This is a genomic window from Pleomorphomonas sp. NRK KF1 (assembly GCF_023721755.1).
Taxonomy (GTDB): Bacteria; Pseudomonadota; Alphaproteobacteria; order Rhizobiales; family Pleomorphomonadaceae; genus Pleomorphomonas.
On sequence record NZ_JAMDLH010000004.1, the window covers coordinates 179,170 to 199,246 of the forward strand.

Annotated in this window: 18 protein-coding genes; 11 read left to right on the forward strand and 7 right to left on the reverse strand. The window is 65.7% G+C overall.

Annotated features, from left to right (window positions below; all coding sequences use genetic code 11):
• The first annotated feature begins 476 nt into the window (after nucleotides 1-476).
• Genes M4J39_RS12265 through M4J39_RS12275 form a run of 3 tightly spaced genes read left to right on the forward strand, consistent with a single transcriptional unit; the run spans nucleotide 477 to nucleotide 2,082 of the window.
• Nucleotides 477-803, forward strand: coding sequence for a PadR family transcriptional regulator (locus M4J39_RS12265; RefSeq protein WP_251728240.1), 327 nt, complete (start codon nucleotides 477-479; stop codon nucleotides 801-803).
• Entirely contained in the window at nucleotides 800-1,378 is a 579-nt protein-coding gene (locus tag M4J39_RS12270; protein ID WP_251728241.1) for a DUF1700 domain-containing protein, read from the forward strand. The genes M4J39_RS12265 and M4J39_RS12270 overlap by 4 nt, the downstream gene beginning before the upstream one ends.
• Entirely contained in the window at nucleotides 1,375-2,082 is a 708-nt protein-coding gene (locus tag M4J39_RS12275) for a GIN domain-containing protein (RefSeq protein WP_251728242.1), read from the forward strand. The genes M4J39_RS12270 and M4J39_RS12275 overlap by 4 nt, the downstream gene beginning before the upstream one ends.
• Nucleotides 2,083-2,095: 13 nt before the next feature.
• Here M4J39_RS12275 and M4J39_RS12280 read toward each other — a convergent pair whose 3' ends face one another.
• Together M4J39_RS12280 and M4J39_RS12285 are read right to left on the reverse strand one after the other, a co-directional pair.
• The gene (locus M4J39_RS12280) at nucleotides 2,096-2,728 is read right to left on the reverse strand and encodes a LysE family translocator (protein WP_251728243.1); all 633 of its coding nucleotides are present in this window, start codon (nucleotides 2,726-2,728) and stop codon (nucleotides 2,096-2,098) included.
• A gap of 91 nt (nucleotides 2,729-2,819) precedes the next feature.
• Nucleotides 2,820-3,101, reverse strand: a complete 282-nt coding sequence (locus M4J39_RS12285) for a hypothetical protein (protein WP_251728244.1) — start codon at nucleotides 3,099-3,101, stop codon at nucleotides 2,820-2,822.
• 462 nt (nucleotides 3,102-3,563) lie between these two features.
• Here M4J39_RS12285 and rpsU point away from each other — a divergent pair, with 462 nt between their 5' ends.
• From rpsU to M4J39_RS12305, 4 genes are all read left to right on the forward strand, one after another.
• Complete coding sequence (gene rpsU / locus M4J39_RS12290) at nucleotides 3,564-3,845, forward strand: 30S ribosomal protein S21 (RefSeq protein WP_251728245.1); 282 nt, start codon at nucleotides 3,564-3,566, stop codon at nucleotides 3,843-3,845.
• A 244-nt stretch (nucleotides 3,846-4,089) separates the two neighbouring features.
• Nucleotides 4,090-4,323 (forward strand): cold-shock protein, encoded by a 234-nt coding sequence (locus M4J39_RS12295; RefSeq protein WP_251728246.1) that lies wholly within the window; start codon nucleotides 4,090-4,092, stop codon nucleotides 4,321-4,323.
• A gap of 401 nt (nucleotides 4,324-4,724) precedes the next feature.
• Nucleotides 4,725-5,222 (forward strand): DUF6653 family protein, encoded by a 498-nt coding sequence (locus tag M4J39_RS12300; protein WP_251728247.1) that lies wholly within the window; start codon nucleotides 4,725-4,727, stop codon nucleotides 5,220-5,222.
• Nucleotides 5,223-5,336: 114 nt separating this feature from the next.
• Nucleotides 5,337-5,978: a hypothetical protein gene (locus tag M4J39_RS12305; RefSeq protein ID WP_251728248.1), complete on the forward strand. Its 642-nt coding sequence runs from the start codon at nucleotides 5,337-5,339 to the stop codon at nucleotides 5,976-5,978.
• Nucleotides 5,979-5,990: 12 nt separating this feature from the next.
• Here M4J39_RS12305 and M4J39_RS23075 read toward each other — a convergent pair whose 3' ends face one another.
• The gene (locus tag M4J39_RS23075) at nucleotides 5,991-7,004 is read right to left on the reverse strand and encodes a helix-turn-helix domain-containing protein (RefSeq protein ID WP_251728249.1); all 1,014 of its coding nucleotides are present in this window, start codon (nucleotides 7,002-7,004) and stop codon (nucleotides 5,991-5,993) included.
• 168 nt (nucleotides 7,005-7,172) lie between these two features.
• Here M4J39_RS23075 and M4J39_RS12315 point away from each other — a divergent pair, with 168 nt between their 5' ends.
• A complete protein-coding gene (locus M4J39_RS12315; protein ID WP_251728250.1) occupies nucleotides 7,173-9,347 on the forward strand; it encodes a TonB-dependent siderophore receptor in 2,175 nt (724 codons plus the stop codon).
• A 332-nt stretch (nucleotides 9,348-9,679) separates the two neighbouring features.
• On the opposite strand, the gene M4J39_RS12320 is transcribed toward M4J39_RS12315, so the two are convergent.
• Both M4J39_RS12320 and M4J39_RS12325 read right to left on the reverse strand, forming a co-directional pair.
• Nucleotides 9,680-10,510 carry an alpha/beta hydrolase gene (locus M4J39_RS12320; protein ID WP_251728251.1) on the reverse strand — a complete coding sequence of 277 codons (831 nt, stop codon included), beginning with the start codon at nucleotides 10,508-10,510 and terminating at the stop codon, nucleotides 9,680-9,682.
• Between the two features lie 80 nt (nucleotides 10,511-10,590).
• Nucleotides 10,591-12,660 (reverse strand): bifunctional diguanylate cyclase/phosphodiesterase, encoded by a 2,070-nt coding sequence (locus M4J39_RS12325; RefSeq protein WP_251728252.1) that lies wholly within the window; start codon nucleotides 12,658-12,660, stop codon nucleotides 10,591-10,593.
• Nucleotides 12,661-13,280: 620 nt separating this feature from the next.
• Here M4J39_RS12325 and M4J39_RS22920 point away from each other — a divergent pair.
• Nucleotides 13,281-14,915 (forward strand): methyl-accepting chemotaxis protein, encoded by a 1,635-nt coding sequence (locus M4J39_RS22920; protein WP_256469741.1) that lies wholly within the window; start codon nucleotides 13,281-13,283, stop codon nucleotides 14,913-14,915.
• A 52-nt stretch (nucleotides 14,916-14,967) separates the two neighbouring features.
• Here the strand turns inward: M4J39_RS22920 and M4J39_RS12335 are convergent, their stop codons facing one another.
• The gene (locus M4J39_RS12335) at nucleotides 14,968-15,423 is read right to left on the reverse strand and encodes a MarR family winged helix-turn-helix transcriptional regulator (protein WP_251728253.1); all 456 of its coding nucleotides are present in this window, start codon (nucleotides 15,421-15,423) and stop codon (nucleotides 14,968-14,970) included.
• Nucleotides 15,424-15,658: 235 nt separating this feature from the next.
• Between M4J39_RS12335 and M4J39_RS12340 the strand changes: the two genes are divergently transcribed.
• Nucleotides 15,659-16,480, forward strand: a complete 822-nt coding sequence (locus tag M4J39_RS12340) for an alpha/beta fold hydrolase (RefSeq protein ID WP_251728254.1) — start codon at nucleotides 15,659-15,661, stop codon at nucleotides 16,478-16,480.
• Nucleotides 16,481-16,666: 186 nt separating this feature from the next.
• Here the strand turns inward: M4J39_RS12340 and M4J39_RS12345 are convergent, their stop codons facing one another.
• Nucleotides 16,667-17,365, reverse strand: coding sequence for a response regulator transcription factor (locus tag M4J39_RS12345; protein ID WP_251728255.1), 699 nt, complete (start codon nucleotides 17,363-17,365; stop codon nucleotides 16,667-16,669).
• A 237-nt stretch (nucleotides 17,366-17,602) separates the two neighbouring features.
• On the opposite strand from M4J39_RS12345, the gene M4J39_RS12350 reads away from it, so the two are divergent.
• On the forward strand, nucleotides 17,603-19,501 hold the full coding sequence (locus M4J39_RS12350) for an ATP-binding protein (protein ID WP_251728257.1): 1,899 nt from the start codon (nucleotides 17,603-17,605) through the stop codon (nucleotides 19,499-19,501).
• Nucleotides 19,502-20,077: the final 576 nt, after the last annotated feature.

Consider the following 20,077-nt stretch of genomic DNA (forward strand, 5'->3'; position numbering starts at 1 on the left):
GCGCTCAAGCCCCGATGCCAGCGCCTGGCTCGGGGAGATTCAGAGGGTTCGTCGGGTGAGCTTCATTCTACCTCATGGCAACAACAGGAATGGTAAGCCAACGAACGTCGCCACGCAATTGCCGGCCATCGCAGATGCAGTCAGGAAAAACGCCCCCTGCCCCTTGAACATCCGGGCCCGTCACCTATCTGTCATGCTGTGAGTGTACACACACCACTGACGCTTCTGATCTTTGACCACGGATGTACTGGCACTGATCATGGAGGCGTTGGAGAGAAGGTCGGGTTCGTCCCGGCCTTTTTGCTGTCTGCATGGTCGTTTGACCGGCGATAGCGCGGCTTATACCTCGAAATACACATCCCCCCACAAAAGCAGCACCACAGAAGTGCGCCCACATCCCGCGACAGATTCTGCAAACAGGTACCTTGCATAAGCAGGTAGCTTGTTATATCCACCCGATCAGAAACGGAGATGCCATGGCCGACTCCATCCTGGTTCAGCTCAGAAAAGGCGCGCTCGACCTGTGCGTCCTCGCCGTGCTCTCGAAGGGCGAGAACTATGGCTACGAGATCGCCAGCCGGTTGGTCGCCGCCGTCGGCATGGGCGAAGGCACCATCTACCCGCTGATGCGGCGCATGCAGAACGACGGCCTCGTCGCCACCCGCCTCGTCGAGTCGAGCAGCGGGCCGCCGCGCAAATACTACCGGCTCACGCCGCTGGGGCAGTCGGTGTTCGAAGCCCACCGCCGCGACTGGCAGAGCTTCACCGGCGCCGTCGACACACTGCTTGAGGACCTGCCATGACCAGGGACGCCTTCCTGACCGCGCTGAGACATCAACTGGCCGGCCTGCCGTCCGACGAGATCGACGACATTCTGGCCGACTATGCCGCCCACTTCGCCGACGCCTCGGGCCGCAGCGAGGAAGAGGTGGCCGCCGCCCTGGGCGATCCGGCCCGCATCGCCCGCGAGTTGCGCGCCGAGGCCGGTCTCCGCCGCTTCGAAACCCACTGGAGCGTGACGAACCTTCTGGCGGCCGCCATGGCGCTCGGCGGCCTCGCCATCGTCGACATCGTCGTGCTGCTGCCCTTGCTGCTGGTGACTCTCGCCGTCACGGTCGGCCTTGCCGGCGCCCTGGCCGTCATCGCGGCGATCGCCGTCAACACCATGCTCGGCGCCGGCCTCCTGCCCTTCGGCGACCCCATGATGACCGGAGCGCTGCCGCGCTTCCTGATCGGCGCCGGCCTCTTGAGCTGCGTCGTCGGCGGCGGCGCCTTGCTGCTGATGATCCTCGGCGCCGGCGTCCGCCTGCTCGGCCGCTACGCCCGCCTGCATTTCCGCCTCGCGCGGCAGGATATCGTTGAAGGAACTGGAACATGACCGGAAAGCTGGCAATCGTCGCGACCACGGGCCTGATCGGCGGGTTCGCCCTCCTGGCGCTGGGCGTCGGACTGTCCGGGCACGGCTGGGCCGAAGCCCGGAAGCTGTGGGGCGTCCTGCCCTCCTCCTGCGGCGGCGCCACCTCCACCAGTCGCGAGATCACGCTGCCCTTCACCTCCGGCTACGGCCTGCAGATCGACGTGCCGGGCTCCATCACCTACAGGCCGGGCGACAAGGCGGAAGCGGTCGTCCGTGGCGACCCCTCGCTGATCGAGCATGTGCGGATCGGGGGCGGCCGGCTGACGCTCGACTGCGACCCCGGCTGGAACGCGTCGGGGCTCGAGATCGCCCTGTCAGGGCCGCCGATCTCCGAATGGAAGATGCTCGGCAGTGGCGACCTGACGCTGACCGACATCGAGCAGCCCCAGCTGAACCTCAGCATCATGGGCAGCGCCGACATCGCCGCCACGGGAACCGCCGACGTCGTTTCGGTGAACATCATGGGGTCGGGATCGGCGCGCCTCAAGAACCTGACGGCGCGCTCCACCGAGGTCGCCATCCACGGCAGCGGCGATGCCGAGGTGAACGCCCAGTCAGAGGCCGCCGCCTCGATCTACGGTAGCGGCAACGTCGAAATCAGCGGCCGGCCGGTGATGCGGCGCTCGCAGATCCTGGGCAGCGGCCGCATCACCCAGGTGCCCTGACCGGAGCCGTAGCCTACAGCTGGCTCCAGCCGCGCAGCAGCGTATAGGCCGCCACCGCCATCAACAGCAGCCCCGCCGCCCGGCCCACCCAGACGGTGAGGCCGGGGTTGGTGACGAGCGCGTCGCGGCCGCGCGCCGCCGCCAGCGCCAGCCCGCCGTAGACGACGAACTGGGTGGCGACGGTCATCGTGCCCATCACCACCGCCTGCGGCCACAGCGGGCCGTAGACCGGCGACATGAACTGCGGGTAGACGGCGAGGATGAACAGCCACGCCTTGGGGTTCATCAGGCAGGTGACGACGCCCTGCCCGAACACCGCCCTCGACCCGGCAATGTCGCCATCCACCCGGTCGATGACGATGGAGCTGCGCGCCAGCGTCAGGCCGATCCACATCATGTAGGCCGAACCGGCGATCAGCATGGCGCCTGAGACGGTGGGGATCAGCCGGCTGAGCCCGGCCACCGCCACCGTGCCGAACAGCGTGTGGCAGACGCCGCCGGCCATCAGCCCCAGCGTCGCGGCGATGCCGGCGCGCCGGCCGCGCGTCAGGGCGTTGGCCAGCACGAACATCATGTCCATGCCGGGCACCACGATGATGCCCGCCAGCAGCAGGAAGAAGATCCAGAGGTTTTCGCCGTAGCTCATCAGCCGCCATCCCGACGGATCGGCGGCTTGTTGCCACCGATTCTCAAGCCGTCATGGCGTGCTGTCTAGAAGACTTCATCGCAGGAAACTGTCAGCTGAGAGGCGTCCCGAGGGTGCCCCGCTTGCCGGCGACAACCGCCTCCATGCGGTCCTGCGTCACCACGCGCTCGTGGCGCTCGTCTTCGTTGCGGACGCGGTACTGGAACTGGCCGTCCGAGGGCGGCAGCGTCGCGGTGACGTGGTAGACCCCGGCGGCAGCGGCATGAAGGTAGCTGCGCCTCAGAAGCACGGCATCGCCGACATGGAAGACATGGCTGGGGGCGACAGATCCGGCCGGCGGACCCGATCGGCGTTGCGCGTCCATGGTCGTCATGATGTTTGCCTTCCGGTGAAGCGCTGACGGAAGCGGCTATCGCAAGTCGATACACCCGGGGAACAATCGACCTATACACACCGCCATGAATTTATACCGCAGCGAAAGATGAAATACTTGATTTCGTCGCACGGCCCGAAATTCTAAAGGCTTGCCATGTCAGAAAATGACAAGATTCAGGCGCCAAGAATTCAGATTGACAGGCCAGTAATATGCACCCGCCACCAAATCGACACAAGGGCGAAAACGGATTTATTCTCAAAGGGTGGCTTTTTGGCGCGAAATATCATAGAAGGAAGGCGTGACGCTGGTCGGAGGTTGCAAATTGGGACCCCTCCGTCTCTCCGGGAACGCTCCGCCCGCGCCGGGAATCTCCGGCGCCCGAGGCGGAAAGTCGGATGGAGCCAGTCGATCGCCGCTTCCGGAGCGGTGCCTCTGCTCTCCCAAAGGATCGGAAACTCAGTGCAGGTTCTCGTACGAGACAATAACGTCGATCAGGCTCTTCGCGTCCTCAAGAAAAAGCTGCAGCGAGAGGGCGTCCTCCGCGAAATGAAGGCGCACCGCGCCTATGAGAAGCCCTCGGAAAAGCGCAAGCGCGAACAGGCCGACGCCATCCGGCGCTCGCGCAAGCTCGCCCGCAAGAAGGCCCAGCGCGACGGCCTGCTGCCGATGCCCAAGCCGAAGGAACGTCCGGCCCGTCCGCGTCCGGCCGTGATGCCGGTGGCCGCGGCCCCGCAGTCCTGAGCGGCCCTGCCGTCGACACTCCGAGCGGCCCTGACATTCCCTCGAACAGTCCAGAGAATTGAAGGGCCAAGCTCGGCTTCAGTACAATATTAAAGGCGGCGCTTGTGTAATATTCCGTTTTGGTATATGTATCCAGCGTCGATCTTGTTGACAAACGTTGTTTCAGCGCCCAGGCGCCATTACGATCTTCCTTTTAAATGTCGCAAATAATCACGTTCGGCACCATGCCGGGCGACGAGTAATCATGCAAATTGCAAGGAATATCTCCACGAGCGACGGCACCGTCAAGTTCTTCAATTCGGTCAAGGGTTTCGGCTTCATCGAAGTCGGCAGCGGCCAGCCGGACGTGTTCGTCCACATCTCCGCCGTCGAGCAGTCCGGCATGACCTCGCTCAGCGACGGCCAGAAGGTGAGCTTCGATATCGTCCAGGACAGCCGGACCGGCCGCAACGCCGCGCAGAACATCCGCGCCGCCTGATTGTCGGAGTCGCCACGGCCAGCCCGGCGCAAGCTTGATCGGCCAATTTCAGGGACAGGAACGCTCCGCCCCTTGAATTTCGATCGACACCGCCCACATGACTGACTGTGAGTTTCGAAACTCCACTTGTGCTTCTGGTCTTTGACCACGGATGTACTGGCACTGATCATCGAGGCACTAGAGAGAAGACCAGGTTCGCCCGGTCTTTTTGCTATCTGGACCATACTGAGACCCTATTTCCAGTTCCCGACGCAAAATCGGGTGCCGCTTTTGCTGGTGTTGCCCTAGAGTTCTCCCGGTGAACTTGGGTTCACCGGAAAAACTCTATCTCTTTGTTAAGACGCAGTTCCGGACGCAAAACCGGTACCCACTTTTGCTGGAACTGCTCTAGAATGGCGGGCATGGATCAGGACAAGAGCTTCCGCGCCGCCGAAACCATGATGGGCATGAGCGATGCCGCATGGTCGCGGCACACCAACCCCTGGAGCGGCTGGTCGCGCCTGTCCGTCCTGCCGCTTCTGGCGCTCGCCGCCTGGAGCCGGGTGTGGATCGACTGGTGGGCGCTGGCGCCCATAGCGCTGGTGCTCGCCTGGACCTGGCTCAACCCACGCCTCTTCCCGCCGCCGGCCTCGACCGACAACTGGATGTCGCGCGGCGTCATCGGCGAGCGCATCTGGCTCGCCCGTAGCCAGGACCCCGCGCTTGCCCACCATCGGCCCGTCGTCCGGGCCCTGACCGCGCTCGGCGTCGCCGGTGCTGTTATCCTCCTCGCCGGCCTCATCCTCCTCGACCTGCCGCTGACCGGCACCGGCCTTGCCGTCGCCATGCTCTCCAAGCTCTGGCTGCTCGACCGCATGGTCTGGGTCGAGCGCGACAGCCACGGTGACGGCGCGCCCTGATCGGGCCGCAACACAACGTCAAACATTGCCCCGATTTCGCCCATCTCGCCGAAACAAAAAGCCACGAATCCGTGCGAACACTCGATCCTCCGACGTTTTTCCGAGGACATCGAGATGGTCAGCAGCGGTCGATCGGGGCGTTTCGCCTCCACGGTGATCTTCTGGCAGTGGGCGCTGGGCATCGGCGTCGGCGCCGCCTGCGCCGGGGCGGTTTTCGTGGTCGGCAGCCAGCAGGCCGCGCCACGCCTGGCCGCGACGACGCCGCCCTCCGCCGAAGTCGCCCAACCTTTCGAGGCCTCCGGCGTCGCCAGCGTCGGCGGAACGCCGCTGACCACCGCCTCGCTCGACCTGCCGATCACGGCCGATCAACCGATCGCGCCGCTGCCGCCCGACAAGCCCGTCCTGAAACCCAAGAGCGCCGTCAGCACGATTTTCCGGGTGCGCGAGACGACCCCGGCCGGCGTCGCCCACTTCGACAGCTGCCTGCCCGCCTGCGAGACGCGCGATCCGCTGGCGGCCGGCGTGGCGCCGCCGCCACTGCCCGCGCCACTGCCGGTCGCTTCCTCGACGCCCATAACCCCGCTGCCGCTCGAAGCCGCCGGCGGCGAGCCCGCTCCCGCGCCACCGCCACGCGGGCCGCTCGGCGTCGCCCTCGACAAGGGCAAGGTGCTGGTCGACAGGGCTGAAGTCTTCTCCGGCGCCGTGGTCAAGGGGACCCGGCGGGCGGTCGACACCGCCGTCGATCTCGTCTGGTGAGCGGCCTCGACCCTATGTTGCGCCCTGCCGCCGCAACTGCGACGGTGGGTGGCCGAACCGGCGGCGGAAGGCGGCGGTGAAGTTGGAGAGGTGCGTGTAGCCGGCGGCGTAGGCGATGTCGGAGATCGGCCGGTCGGTGAACATCAGCGCCTGCCGGGCGTCGTCGAGATACTTGTTGCGAATGAACTCGGCCAACGAGCAGTTGTGCGCCTTGCGCACCAGTCGCTGCAGCGTCGCCGGGCTGGTGGCGAGTTCGCCCACCACGTCGGTCAGGCACAATTCGCAGCCGGGCTTGCGGTCGATGCATTTGACCAGCGCATAGAGCCGCTGCTGCTCGGTGGCCGTCAGCCCGCCCGGCGCGGCCACCGCGTCGGCGCCCGAGGCGAAGGTGTCGCCAAGGGCCTCCGAGACGATCGCCATGGTATGGCTTTCCAGCTGCATGGTGGCGAAAGCCGGCTTGCGGGCGGCGATGTCGAACATCTGCCGCACCAGGAATTCGACGCGCGAGCTCGGCTGCCAGCGCCAGAAGCCGGGACGACCGTCGATCAGCGTCTGCAGGCCGGCCGGCGTGTCGGCAAAGCCCTGCCAGCGCCTCAGCCAGTCGCGCGGCAGGCCGATCACCATCTTGTCGAGATACTGCCCCTTGCGCGCCGTGCGGCGCAGCCGCGCGCCCTCCCGATGCGAGGCGATGATCGCCGAGGGCACCCAGCGGCCCTGCGCGGTGCGGCGCGGCATGGGAATCGGCTCGCCGTCGATCGACGCCTCGACGTGGCCTTCCAGGAAGATCTTGATCGTCACCTCTTCCTTGAGCGGCACCTCCATTTCGAGGTCGCTGATCTGCATGCGCCGGCCGAAGTTGGCGTAAATGCCCGACTCCATGCGCACCGCGCCGACGAGCCCGCAGGCCACCACCTCGTCGCCCTGCCGCCCGTCGTCCAGGAGTCGCACGCCCTGCGTGCGCAAGGCGCGCCGGGTCAAAACCGGGTTGCCGGAGGCGCTGGGCGAAGGGGTCGGCACGCCACTCACTTGAGCCTCCTGCATAAGTTTCTGACCGGTTAACGACAGCGGACGCCATCCCGACCACCTATAGAAATAGAGCGATCTCACAGTCAAGTTTTGTCGCGGCAAGCGGCCCTCCGCGCGGAAGGCCGGCCGCGGCGCGGCGGAGGGGCTCCGCCGTCTTTGGGGGTATGGATGAGCGACTTTACAAGCACCTGCCGGGCCTATGGCATCGCCCGCGTTCTCCTGGCGACGACCATGCTGGCCGGCACGATCTCCGCCGTGAAGGCCCAGGAGCCGACCGCCACCGCCGACATGGCCGACGCCACCGAGCTGGAGCCCATCGTCGTCGAGGGCGCCACCTACGAGACCGAAGGCAGCGGCAGCTACGCCTCCAAGCTGGTCTCGGTCGGCGACAAGGACACCCGCCCGCTGCGCGAGGTGCCGCAGTCGTCCACCGTCGTCACCCGCAAGCGCATGGACGACGGCAACTTCACCTCGCTCGACACCGTGCTGCGCAAGACGCCGGGCGTCGTGGTGCTCAGTAACGACGACGGCCGCTCCAGCCTCTTCTCGCGCGGCTTCGAATACGACTACCTCTACCTCAACGGCCTGCCGACGCCGGTCTCCTCGATCTACGGCACCCAGCCCGACATGGCCACCGTCGACCACATCGAGATCCTGCGCGGCCCGGCCGGCCTGTTCGGCGGCGCCTCGGAGCCGGGCGGCGCCATCAACATGCGCCTGAAGCAGGCCTCCGACCAGTACAAGACCCAGGTCAACACCATCTTCGATACCTGGAAGGGCAAGCGCATCGAGGGCGACATCACCGGCCCGCTCAACCAGTCGGGCAGCGTGCGCGGCCGCCTCGTCGGCGCGCTGTCGGCCAAGGACAGCTGGGTCGACACGGTCGACAACAAGGTGGCCGTCGCCTACGGCACCGTCGCCGCCGACATCACCGACAACACCACGGCGACGCTGACCATCAACCACCGCCAGCGCGACATCACGCCGTTCAACGGCCTGCCGACGCTGGCCGACGGCACGCTGCTCGATCTCGACCGCTCCACCTACACCGGCGCCAAGTGGAACAACTTCGAGAACAACGTCACCGACTACATCGCCGAGGTCGAGCACAAGTTCGACGACGGCGGCCACGCCAAGGTATCGGCGCTCTATTCGCACGTCGACGTCGATTTCCTCTACGCCTACGCGTCGAGCTACGCGCTCGCCAACGGCGACATCAACGGCTCGGCCGACACCCGCTGGCTCGCCCGCGACTACAGCCAGGACTCGGTGTCGCTCGACGCCCACGTCTCCAAGCCGTTCGAGCTGTTCGGCCAGGAACACAACATCATCGCCGGCGCCGACTACCGCACCACCGACAGCTCGCTCCGGAGCGCCACCGGCACCATCGCCGGCGACCAGAACATCTACGACTGGAACGACGACCTCGCCAAGCCGACCGTCACCTACGGCGCGGCCACCGAAACCGACCTCACGCAGTGGGGCCTCTACGGCCAGCTGCGCGTCAAGCCCATCGACCCGCTGACGCTGATCGGCGGCGGACGTTTCTCCTGGTTCGAGACCACCTCGGGCAGCACGTCGTCGAGCGAGAAGGGCAAGTTCACGCCCTATGCCGGCATCGTCTACGACCTCACCGACGACGTCTCGGTCTATGGCAGCTACACCGAGGTGTTCCAGCCGCAGACGGCGACCGACGTCTCCGGCAACCTCCTCGACCCGCGCACCGGCCGCCAGTTCGAAGTCGGCCTTAAGGCCGAGCTGTTCGACGGCGTCAACGCCTCGCTGGCGCTGTTCGACCTCAACGACGAGAACCGCGCCATCTCCGACCCGGACAACCTCGGCAGCTATCTCGGGCTCGGCAAGGCCCACCTCAGGGGCTTCGAGGCCGAGGTGAGCGGCGAGGTGATGGAGAACTGGGAGGTGGCGCTCGGCTACACCTACACCGACACCGAGTACAAGAACACGACGCGGGCCGCCGGCTCGGAGTTCTACACCCCCGAGCACATGCTGCAGCTGTGGACCAAGTACACCTTCGACGGGCGCGGCGACTGGACCGACGGCCTGTTCGTCGGCGGCGGCGTCAAGGTGTTCTCCTCGTTCAAGAACGTGGCGAGATCCGTCAACTCCGGCACCGGCGTCGCCAGCGCCACCACCATAGAGGCCCCAGCCTACGCGGTGGTCGACCTGCAGGCCGGCTACAAGTTCAGCGACAACGTCACGGCGACGCTGACCGTCAACAACCTGTTCGACGAGAAATACTACGAGCGCGTCGGCGGCACCTCGGTGTTCAACTTCTACGGCGAACCCCGCAGCGTCTCCTTCAAGCTCGCGACGACGTTCTGACAGAGACCAAGACGTTCGAACAAGAAGGGGCGGCCTCCGGGTCGCCCCTTTCGGCGCTTCAGGGCCGGAAAGGAGCGCGGGAGCGCGATATCGGCGTCGCGCTCCATCCTGCCTGAGGTCCTGCGCCTTCGCGCAGGATGACAATTTATATAAATGAAAACAACAATATAGGTCGTCATCCTGCGCGAAGGCGCAGGACCTCAGGCCGGAAAGGGCGAGGCAGTGATATCCGGCTCTATCGCGTCTATGCTGGAGTTGCGCCTGTTACGCCCGATGTCGGTCAGCAACCTCGGGAGCCTCGCCTTGTATGGCGCATCGCCCCCTTTCGCCATTCAGGGCCGGCAGAACGCCAGCCGGCGGGCGCGGCGGGCGCCGTGCATGAGCATGTCGAAGTGGTCGTGGTCGGCGGCGACGATCAGTTCGGTGCGGAGGTCGGGGTTGGCGGCGGTGATCAGCACGGCGGCTTCGGTGACGCCATCGACCATGGCCCGGCGGTCGAGATGGCGGCGGCGCTCTTCGCCGGGATCGCGGGCGGGATATTGTTCGTCGCGGCCGACGGTCAGCACCAGCCGCTCGCCGGCCACCACCGGTGCCGCCGCGCGCATGCGGCGCAAGAGCAGGCCGCCCGAGAACCACAGCGACGGGCTGGCCGCCCAGTAGCGCTGGAAGCGACCGTGATCGCCGAGCGCTGCGAACACCGTGAAGAGGCCGCCATAGGAAAAGCCGAACAGCGTCTGCCTCTTCTCGTCGAGCGGCAGGCGGGCGGCGATGGCCGGCCGCAGCTCCTCGGTGAGGAAGCGCAGGAAGCCGGCCGCACCGCCGAAGGCCGGCGAGTGGAGATCGCCGGTGTCGCCGTCCGGCTCCGGCGTGTAGTTGCGCGCCCGGGCGTCGACGTCGAAGCTCGCCCCGCCGGGAAAGCCCACGGCGACGATCACGCCGGGGTCCTCGCGGCCGGAGGCCGGCTGGATGGCCTGGGGCAGGCAGAGCGGAAAGCTGGCGTCGCCGTCGAGCATCCAGAGGGCCGGGTAGCCGCCGGGCGGCGGCGGCTCGGAGGGAATGCGCACCAGGACGCGATAGGTCTCGCCCGTCGCCTCGGACGCCATCTCGAAGCACCGTGCGTCGGCAAGCCGGACCTCGCTCCACCCGTCGGTCTCAAGCATCATGATTCGGCCTCCCGCGCCGGGCATCGCCCGAAAACAGGATCGTTACGGAAGATGCGCCGCCGCGGCAACCGTTCCCTGCCCTACTCGGCCGATGCCGCCCGGTGGTCGGCGCCGGTCTCGGTCTCGGACTCGGGCGCCTTGTCCTGCTTGGCCAGCATCGCCTCGAAGGCGGCGGGCGGCAGCGCCGGGGCGAACAGGTAGCCCTGGGCGTAGTCGCAGCCGATCGACTTGAGGATGTCGCGCTGCTGCGCGGTTTCCACGCCCTCGGCCACCACCTGAAGCCCCAGCCGGTGGGCCATGACGATGATCGCCTCGCAGATGTCGAGGCCGGCGCCGTCGAGCTCGGCCACGAAGGAGCGGTCGACCTTCAGCGTGTCGATGTCGAACCGCCGGAGGTAGGCGAGCGACGAATAGCCGGTGCCGAAGTCGTCGATGGCGATCTCGATGCCGGCGTCGCGGAAGGCGATCAGGTTGGACATGATCTGCGGCTCGGCGTTGAGCAGCAGGCCCTCGGTGATCTCCAGGCAGATGGCAGAGCCGGTCAGCCCGTGCCGGGCCAGTTCGCCCACCCAGCCAAGGCCAGAGAAGGCGGAGTTGCGGAACTGCGTCGGCGACTGGTTGATCGCCATCTGGAAATCGGCGGCGTAGACGGCGCGGCAGCGCGCCACCTGGGCGATGGCCTGCCGCGCCACCCAGTCGCCCAGAGGCACGATCAGCCCGGTCTCCTCGGCCAGCGGAATGAAGGTGCCCGGACTGACGAGGCCGCGCGTCGGGTGCTGCCAGCGCACCAGCGCCTCCGCCTTGGCGATCCGCCCCGTCTTGAGGTCGACCACCGGCTGGTAGTGGACGACGAACTGCCGCTCGGTGATCGCCTGCCGGAGATCGTTGGCAAGGCGCATGCGCACGTTGGCCGCCCGCTGCAGCGCCGGCGTGAAGAAGTGCAGGCAGTTCCGCCCGAATGCCTTGGCGGCGTAGAGCGCCTGGTCGGCGTTGCGGAACAGCTCCTCCAGCGACTGGGTATCGCCGGGATAGAGCGAAATGCCGATGCTGGCGGTGACGAACATCTGCTCGTAGTCGATGGTGACCGGCGCCTCGAAGCGCTTGAGCACGTCGCGCGCCGCCGCCTCGATCTCGGCGATGTCCGAAACGCCGTTGAGAATGAGCGCGAACTCGTCGCCGCCGACACGGGCGATGGTGTCGCCCGGCCGCTCGCACTCCTGAAGGCGGGCCGACACCTTGGCCAGCAATCGGTCGCCCACCGAATGGCCGAGCGTGTCGTTGATCTCCTTGAAGCGATCGAGATCGATCATCAGGAGCGCCATCGTCCGGCCGGTCTCGTTCGCCTGCCGCGCGCCTTCGGCCAGCCGGTCGGTGAACAGGTGCCGGTTGGGCAGCCCGGTGACCGAATCGTAGTTGGCCTGCCAGCGGATGATGTCCTCGGCCGACTTGCGCGCGGTGATGTCGGAAAACACGATGACGTAGTTTTTGATCTTGCCGAATGCGTCCTTGACGACGGTGATCGTCGTTTCCCGGAGATAATACTCGCCCGACTTGCGCTGGTCCCATAGCTCGCCGGCCCAGAACCCTTCCGACTCCACGGTGAGCGAGATCTCGTCATAGAAGGCCTGATCGTGCCGGTCGGAACGGAACATGTCGGGATCGCGCCCCTCGACCTCGGCCTGCGACCAGCCGGTCAGCCGGGTGAAGGCGGGGTTGACCGAGATGACGCGGCTCTCTGCGTCGACCACCAGAATGGCCTCGGACGTGGTCTGGTAGACGGTGGCGGCGATGCGCTCCTGCTCCTGGGCCTTCTTGTGCTCGGTGATGTCGAGCACGTAGACCAGCCGGTCGGGCTTGCCGCGTCCGGACGGAAACGATACGGAACTCGACCACACGGTTAGGCGCGCACCGTCGCGTCGAACCACCGCCCACTCGCCGCCGAGATGGCCGCCGTTGTCCAGGAAATCCTGGTGGCGCGCCAGCACCGCGTCGCGCGCATCCTCCGGGAACACCATCAGGAAGCTCTGGCCGAGCATGTCGTCGGCGGCATAGCCGTAGATCTCGGCATAGGTGGGGTTGACCGAGATATAGTGACCGCCATGGTCGATCACCGCGATGCCCACCGGAGCGCGGCTGAGGATCGCGCGCATCAGCCGATCCGGGTCACGATCTGCCGCCTGCTTCATGTTTCAGATCGCCCCCCGGTATCTGAACTCCGGCGCCAAAGCGACGCGAGTTCTAAACATGTCGCGTATGGCTTTGATTTCCTTTCGAAATAGAAACAATTTCACATGATTCGACAAGTACTGCCAGTTTTGACCATAGCGTTGCTTCGCCGCTTTTTCTGACACGACAAGCGGAGACTCCACGCCACGACAACTTGCCGCCAGCCGGAGAATCCGCCGCGATCGGCGCCCTATCGGGGGCTGGCTCCAGGACGAAACCCGCACAAAAGCGCGGAAAACCGCGCCGGTGCGAGCATCTGTCACGAAGAAGAAGAGCGGAACGGGTCGGATCGACCAATACTTTTCGAGCTCTGCCAGCGACACCGAATCCAGACCTCGATATTAGTCGAAAAGCGTAACATAGGGAGAAATGACAATAAAATAACTTGGCCGCTTAGATGTTTATTAACCACGATTTCCCAAAATTTGTTACCGGCGCCAGACTGCCACCAAAAAGTGCAGGCTGAACTTTGGAGGGCGGCATTTTGACTTACGCAAATTTGTCAATCTTGGCAAAAGTGTCTACCTTACTCGTACTTCTGGGGATGGGTGCCCTGGCCGGCGGCGGTTACGCCGTCTACCAGATGGTCGCCATCGACAACGGCTACGGACAGTTGCTCAACGGCGGCTCGGCGGCCAGCTTGAGCTTCGCCCGCTCCAACCGGGCGGTGTCGGATCTCGTCACCAGCCTCTACTGGAACGCCGCCGCGACCACCGAGGAAGACAACCGGGCCGCGGCCGCCGCCCGCGACGCCGCCCTCGCGGAAATCGACAAGTTCATGGGGCTCGCGGCGACCGGCGCGCCCGGAAAGAAAGTCGAGCTCGAAGGCATCCAGTCGGACATCCGGCAGATCATGGCCGGTTCCTGCGGCGAGGTCATCAAGCTGTCCCAGTCGACCGACGCCGCCGAGAACGCCAAGGCTCTGGCGGTCCTGACCGGCACGTGCCACCCCGGGATTGTCGCCATTCAGAAGAAGTCGATCGTCATCAACACCGCTCTCCTGGCCGAAACGCAGGCGGCGAGCGAGGCCAACACCGCCGCCTCCTGGAGCTCGGTCTGGACGACGCTCGGCTTCATCGGCCTGATGGTGGTGGTGGTGATCGGCCTCGCCATCCTCCTGCTCACCTCCGGCGTGACGCGGCCGATAGGCAAGCTGGTCGAGGCCATGAAGACGATGCAGTCGGGCCACTACGACATTTCCATCCTCGGCATCGGCCGCAAGGACGAGGTGGGCGAACTGGCCGGCGGGCTCGAGTCCTTCCGCCTCAGCCTCATCGACGCCGAGACGGCCCGCAAGGCGCAGGAAGCGGCCAAGGCCGCCGAGGACGCCGCCATGCGCAAGCGCTCCGAGAGGGCCGAGCGCTTCGTCAGCCGCATGCAGGAGCTCGCCAGCGGCTTCGGCGCCTCGTCGACGGAAGTGGCCGACGCCGCCCGCAACCTCTCCGCCACCGCCGAGGAGACCGCCCGCCAGGCCCAGGCCGTCACCGGCGCGGCCGAGGAAGCGGCCACCAACGTGCAGACGGTCGCTGCCGGCGCCGAGGAACTGTCGGCCTCGATCCAGGAGATCTCCGAGCAGATCACCCACTCCTCCACCATCGCCCGCGAGGCGGCGAAGGAGGCCGAGACCAGCTCGCAGAACGTCCAGACGCTGTCGCAGGCCGCCCAGCAGATCGGCGAGGTGGTGACGCTGATCTCCAACATCGCCGCCCAGACCAACCTTCTGGCGCTCAACGCCACGATCGAAGCCGCCCGTGCCGGCGAAGCGGGCAAGGGCTTCGCGGTCGTGGCCTCGGAGGTGAAGCAGCTGGCCGACCAGACCGCCAAGGCCACCGACGAGATCGGCCGCAAGATCACCGAGATCCAGTCGGCCACCGGCGGCACGGTCGAGGCGATCTCCCGCATCGTCAAGACGGTGGGCAACATCCAGGACTCCTCGGCCGCCATCGCCAGCGCCGTCGAGGAACAGGGCGCCGCCTCCTCCGAGATCGCCCGCAACACCCAGCGGGCGGCAGCCGGCACCACCGACGTCACCTCCAACATCTCCGGCGTCAGCACCGCCGCCGAGATGACGGGCGCCGCCTCGACCCAGCTGATGACGCTGTCCGACCGGCTGAACGAGCAGTCCGCCGCGCTTCAGCAGGAAGTCGGCGACTTCGTGAAGAGCCTCAACGCGGCATAAGCCATCGCATAGGCAAAGAACGATGCGGGCGCCGGTCAAACGGCGCCCGTTTTCATGTGTGGCCGTGGATCTTGTCGCGGATGCCGTCGAGCCCCGCCCGCAAGGCGCCGGCCGCCTCGGCGCTGATGCCGACGGTGTCGACGATGGCGCAGGCGACGGCAGCCGCCTTCGGACGGAGGGCGGTGCCCTGATCGGTGACGCGAAGAAGCACCTGCCGCTCGTCGTTCGGGTTGCGGCTGCGCGAGATCAGGCCCGCCGCCTCCAGACGCTTCAACAGCGGCGTCAACGTGCTGGAATCGAGATAGAGCGCCTCACCGACCTCCTTCACCGTCCGCCCGTCGCGATCCCACAGCGCCACCATCACCAGGAACTGCGGATAGGTGAGGCCGATCTCCTCGAGGAGCGGCCGGTAGAGCTGGTTGAAGGCGAGGCCGGCCGAATAGATCGAGAAGCACAGGAGATCGTCGATGCGCGGCGGCGCGGCGACGGGATCGGCAGTGGCGGTCATCGGCGTTTCTCCAGCTTGCGACGAGCGATAGCAGCATCATCCGCCCCGCTCTATCTTTTTTGGCTTCCGTGCGATTCCGGACCTCTAGCCCCGACTGTCGGCCAGCGGACGCCACTTGTCATAAATAATTCGTGCGCGATCTATTCGCAAGCGATTGACATCCGCTCTCGCCTTCGGCATATAGATCGCGTGCAAACAAATCGCACACAATCTTTCTAACCCAGAGGACATTGCCATGAGCACCTTCACCACCACCGACGGCACCACGCTCTTCTACAAGGATTGGGGCGCCGGGCAGCCCATCGTCTTCTCGCACGGCTGGCCGCTGTCGTCCGACGCCTGGGACCAGCAGATGCTGTTCTTCGGCCAGAACGGCTTCCGCGTCGTCGCCCATGACCGCCGCGGCCACGGCCGTTCCGACCAGACCTGGACCGGCAACGACATGGACCGCTACGCCGACGACCTCGCCGAGCTGATCGAGGCGCTCGACCTCAAGGATGTCGTGCTGGTCGGCCACTCCACCGGCGGCGGCGAAGTTGCCCACTACATCGGCCGCCACGGCACCGCCCGCGTCGCCAAGGTGGTTCTGGTCGGCGCCGTGCCGCCCCTGATGCTGAAGACGCCGGCCAATCCGGACGGCACGCCGCTCGACGTCTTCGACGGCATCCGCGAAGGCACCGCCAAGAACCGCTCGCAGTTCTTCTACGACCTGACCGTCCCCTTCTACGGCTTCAACCGCGACGGCGCGGCGGTCAACGAAGGCCTTCGCGAGAACTTCCGCCGCATCGGCCTGCAAGGCGGCATCAAGGGCCAGTACGACTGCGTCCACGAGTTCTCCGAGGTCGATTACACCGACGACCTCAAGGCCATCGACAGGCCGACGCTGATCATCCACGGCGACGACGACCAGATCGTGCCGATCAAGGCTTCCGCCGAGCGTGCCGCCAAGCTCGTCGCCGGCTCGACGCTGAAGGTCTACGCCGGCGCCTCGCACGGCCTCGCCGAAACCGAAGCCGACCGTTTCAACGCCGACGTGCTGGCCTTCATCAAGGGCTGAGATCGGGAGACGCGCCGGCCGGCCCGCCTGGAAGCACCTGCCGTCGTGGCTCGTCTACGGCAGCAACGACAAGAACACCCCTGCGCGGCGGCAAATGTCGTCGCCCAGTCCCTGACCGGGGCGAGCACCGAGGGGAGATATAGTTCCCCTCGGCTGTTGCCGGAACCGCTCCGGACGCCAGCCGTCCTACTGCGTATCGATCGGCGCCAGGAAGGAGAAGCCGAGGTTGCGGTTGGTCGCCAGCGGCAGCTCCAGCCCGGTCTTGTCGCGCACCTTGGCCCGGAGGCGGCTGAGGAAGGTGTCGAGGCTGCCGCGGCTGATCTGCCCGTCCTCGCCGATGAGATTCTCGACGTCGCGGCGGTTGAGAATGTTGCGATCCTTTTCGGCCAGCGCCCGCAGCAGGCGGACTTCCCGCGCCGTCAGCGGCGCCAGCTCGCCGTTGGGCGCGCACAGGCAGCGCCTGTCGTTGTCGACGCGCCAGCCCTCGCCCGTCTCCGGCGGCGGCGTCTCCTCGCCCTTGCGCTCGGCGTTGAACCGGCGACCGATCATCTCGATCGCCGCCACCAGTTCCTCGGGGTCGACGGGCTTGGTCATGTAGATGTCGGCGCCCGCCTCGTAGCCCTTCACCCGGTCTTCCAGCGCTTCGCGCACCGAGGTGATGATGACGGCGCAGTGTTGTTTCGACGTGAGATAGCGCGTAATCGAGAAACCGTCGTAGTCGGGCAGGTTGATATCCACGACGGCCACGTCGAACTTCTGACTGCGCAGAAGCTGGTAGAACTCGATCGCCTCCCCAACCTCGTGGACCTGATGCCCCTTCACGCTCAGAAAATCTGCCAGACTGCTTCTCAGCGCGAGATTGTCCTCGATCAACGCGACCCGCATCAGGCCCTACCTCGTTTCTGTTCTGGGTCTGTCGGCGAGAAAACCGCACCTCGGAGCAACCGGCGCCGGTGGTTTTCCTTCGGACTGTTTCAGGTCTGTCGCGCTCCGCTGCTTGGCCTGTTCGTCATGTTTTTAGCGTTGAACGCGTCATTCGCAAGCCCCATGGCCTCACCGCCATTGAATTTATCTTTACTAAACAAAGACAAGGAACAGATTTCACTGGCCGGCCATTTCGCCATGCTGCGGGACAAAACAGGAAGTCTGACCATATCCGACATGGTCGACGGCACCGTCCCGCCATCCGACTTTCTGCCCGTCAAGGACATTCCCACGGCGGGCTACACCTCGGACACCGTCTGGCTGAAAGTCACCCTGACCACGGATTCCATCTGGCAGCCGAACCTGACCCTGATCGCCCAGCCGCCCTTCCTGCGCGTCCTGGACATCTACGTCCCCAAGACCTCAAGCCCTGGAAGCAGCCAGGATTTCACGGTCTTTCATCGCGGCACCTTCCACGAGGACCAGCAGCCGGGCACTTGGAAGCTGTTCTACACGGCGCCCCTGATGCTGCCGGACACCAACGAGGCAACCCTCTATTTCCGGATCTCGACCGGCAGCACCGTGACGCTGAAGGCCAGCATCGCGACCACCGCCGGGCTTCTCGACTATTCCCTGCGCTGGATGTCGTTCTCGGCCAGCCTCATCGCGCTGTCCGTCATCGCCCTGCTGATCAGCCTTTTCTTCTGGCTGCAATCCAGACGGCGCTTCTTTCTCAGCTTCGCCGGACTGATGTTCAGCAACGCCTTTCTGGTGGCCTGCCACTCCAACCTTCTTCCCGGCTTCGTCGGGGCGACCGGCGACATCCTCTTCTCGATAGCCAGCCTGTTGATCGTCCTGGGCAATCTTGTCTTCATCCACGACCAGATATTTCCCGGCCGCGCGCCCAGATGGATGCGACATTTCATCGTCGGCGCCATGGTCTACAACCTGTTCGGCTTCGCCAATCTCTACCTCGATCTCGTTCCCTACACGGCCGTCATAACGCCGCTGATGCTCGCGGCCATCCTGTCGGTCCTCGTCCTGGTCGCCTATTATCTTCGCATCTATCTCCGGACCCGGCGCCCCGGCAGCCTTACCGCCCTTCTGGCCCAGACCACCCAGACCGGATTCGCGGTGTCGTCGGTGGTCAGCCTTTTGGGCGGGCCGGATATCCTGCGACTTGGCGAGCGCGACTACTGGGTGACGATGGGCCCCTTCACCATTCTCATGGGGCTCTCGATGGTGATCCGCGGCAACCATCTCTACCAACGCCGGCAGATCGGCATCAGTCAGCGTCTGGCCCAACGGGCGGAGCGACGGGCCAACGTCCTTGCCGAGGAGCGCACCGCCGCCCTGCGCCAGGCCAAGACCGTCGCCGAGGAGGCCCTGGTCAGGGAAAAGCTCGGGCGGGCCGAGCAGGCCCGTTTCGTCGACATCATCCGCCACCAGTATCAGACGCCGCTGGCGGTGATCCGCAACAGCGCCAGCACCCTTCTCAGCACCCTGCCACCCGACGATCACGCCAATCGCGACCGCCTCGGCCGCATCGAGGTGGCGACCCGCGACCTGCGCGAGGTGCTGCAGGTGTCCCTGAGCCGCGCCCGGCTGGAGGAAACCGGCGCCGCCGTTCGCTTCGAGCCCGTCGCCCTGGGCGAGATGCTCGCCGCCACGGTGGAGCGATGCCGCGCCATGCACCCACACCATGCCATCCGCCTGGACCTGCCCGACCGGCTCGCCGTCGCGGAGCTGAGGCTGGATCGGCGCATGGTGGCCGTCGCGCTGGACAATCTGATCGGCAACGCCAGCAAATTCTCCCCCGCGGACAGCGAAATCCTCGTCTCGGCCGTCAGCCAAGGCACAGGTGTCGCCATATCCGTCAAGGATCAGGGGATCGGCATCCCCGAGGACGAGCTGACCAGCGTCACCGACCGCTACTATCGCGCCTCGAACACCGGCAACGTCAACGGAATGGGGTTGGGCCTGCATATCGTCGGCGAAGTGGCTCGAACCCATGGTGCGTCTCTGGAGATCGCCAACGCCGACCCACGAGGCGTCGTGGCCACGCTGACCTTCCCGGCCCACCGCCCGCCGGGCTGAGCGGGGCACCGCAACGCCAACAAAAGTGGGACCCGGTTTTGCGCCCGGCGTTGCGGCAAACCCAAAGCAACACCAGCAAAAGTGGGAACCGGTTTTGTGTCCGGCGTTGCGGCAGCCCGCAAAGCAACGCCAGTCGACGAATCAACCCTGCCCCAAACGGTCGCCCAGAGGTCGCCGCCGGCTTGTTCCAGCGGCCTGCGCCTCGTCAAAACTCACAAATGCTGGCGACGTGGTTCTTTTGCCACAGCCAGCTAACCCCATGGAAACAAGGCCACGCAAAGCGAGGACGAGCCCGGCCTGCAAGATACCTTACACGACTGCAAGATACCTTACAAGTATTTGATAATAAAAGATATTCTTCCGGATTGCCATTTTTGAGATCGCCCCTTACCGATCGAACAAATGTCGTTTGCCGCCCGCGAACGACTGACGTTTCAAAAAGACTGGGGCTGAGAATGGACTTCACGTCGCGCACTATTTTCGACCGGAACACGTTTCTGACGGGCGTTTCCGTCTGCGTCCTGTCCGCCGCGCTGTTTTCGCCCGCCACGATAACGCCGGCGTCCGCGGGCAGTC

What these genes read in the sequence shown, in the direction of transcription:
- M4J39_RS12320 (WP_251728251.1), bottom strand. Translation starts at nt 10,510, where the DNA reads ATGATGCTTGAGACCGACGGGTGGAGCGAGGTCCGGCTTGCCGACGCA.
- M4J39_RS12345 (WP_251728255.1), bottom strand. Translation starts at nt 17,365, where the DNA reads ATGCGGGTCGCGTTGATCGAGGACAATCTCGCGCTGAGAAGCAGTCTG.
- M4J39_RS12275 (WP_251728242.1), top strand. Translation starts at nt 1,375, where the DNA reads ATGACCGGAAAGCTGGCAATCGTCGCGACCACGGGCCTGATCGGCGGG.
- M4J39_RS12335 (WP_251728253.1), bottom strand. Translation starts at nt 15,423, where the DNA reads ATGACCGCCACTGCCGATCCCGTCGCCGCGCCGCCGCGCATCGACGAT.
- M4J39_RS12340 (WP_251728254.1), top strand. Translation starts at nt 15,659, where the DNA reads ATGAGCACCTTCACCACCACCGACGGCACCACGCTCTTCTACAAGGAT.
- M4J39_RS22920 (WP_256469741.1), top strand. Translation starts at nt 13,281, where the DNA reads ATGGGTGCCCTGGCCGGCGGCGGTTACGCCGTCTACCAGATGGTCGCC.
- M4J39_RS12265 (WP_251728240.1), top strand. Translation starts at nt 477, where the DNA reads ATGGCCGACTCCATCCTGGTTCAGCTCAGAAAAGGCGCGCTCGACCTG.
- M4J39_RS12285 (WP_251728244.1), bottom strand. Translation starts at nt 3,101, where the DNA reads ATGACGACCATGGACGCGCAACGCCGATCGGGTCCGCCGGCCGGATCT.
- M4J39_RS12350 (WP_251728257.1), top strand. Translation starts at nt 17,603, where the DNA reads ATGCTGCGGGACAAAACAGGAAGTCTGACCATATCCGACATGGTCGAC.
- M4J39_RS12325 (WP_251728252.1), bottom strand. Translation starts at nt 12,660, where the DNA reads ATGCGCGCGATCCTCAGCCGCGCTCCGGTGGGCATCGCGGTGATCGAC.
- M4J39_RS12305 (WP_251728248.1), top strand. Translation starts at nt 5,337, where the DNA reads ATGGTCAGCAGCGGTCGATCGGGGCGTTTCGCCTCCACGGTGATCTTC.
- M4J39_RS12300 (WP_251728247.1), top strand. Translation starts at nt 4,725, where the DNA reads ATGGATCAGGACAAGAGCTTCCGCGCCGCCGAAACCATGATGGGCATG.
- M4J39_RS12270 (WP_251728241.1), top strand. Translation starts at nt 800, where the DNA reads ATGACCAGGGACGCCTTCCTGACCGCGCTGAGACATCAACTGGCCGGC.
- M4J39_RS12280 (WP_251728243.1), bottom strand. Translation starts at nt 2,728, where the DNA reads ATGAGCTACGGCGAAAACCTCTGGATCTTCTTCCTGCTGCTGGCGGGC.
- M4J39_RS12295 (WP_251728246.1), top strand. Translation starts at nt 4,090, where the DNA reads ATGCAAATTGCAAGGAATATCTCCACGAGCGACGGCACCGTCAAGTTC.
- M4J39_RS12315 (WP_251728250.1), top strand. Translation starts at nt 7,173, where the DNA reads ATGAGCGACTTTACAAGCACCTGCCGGGCCTATGGCATCGCCCGCGTT.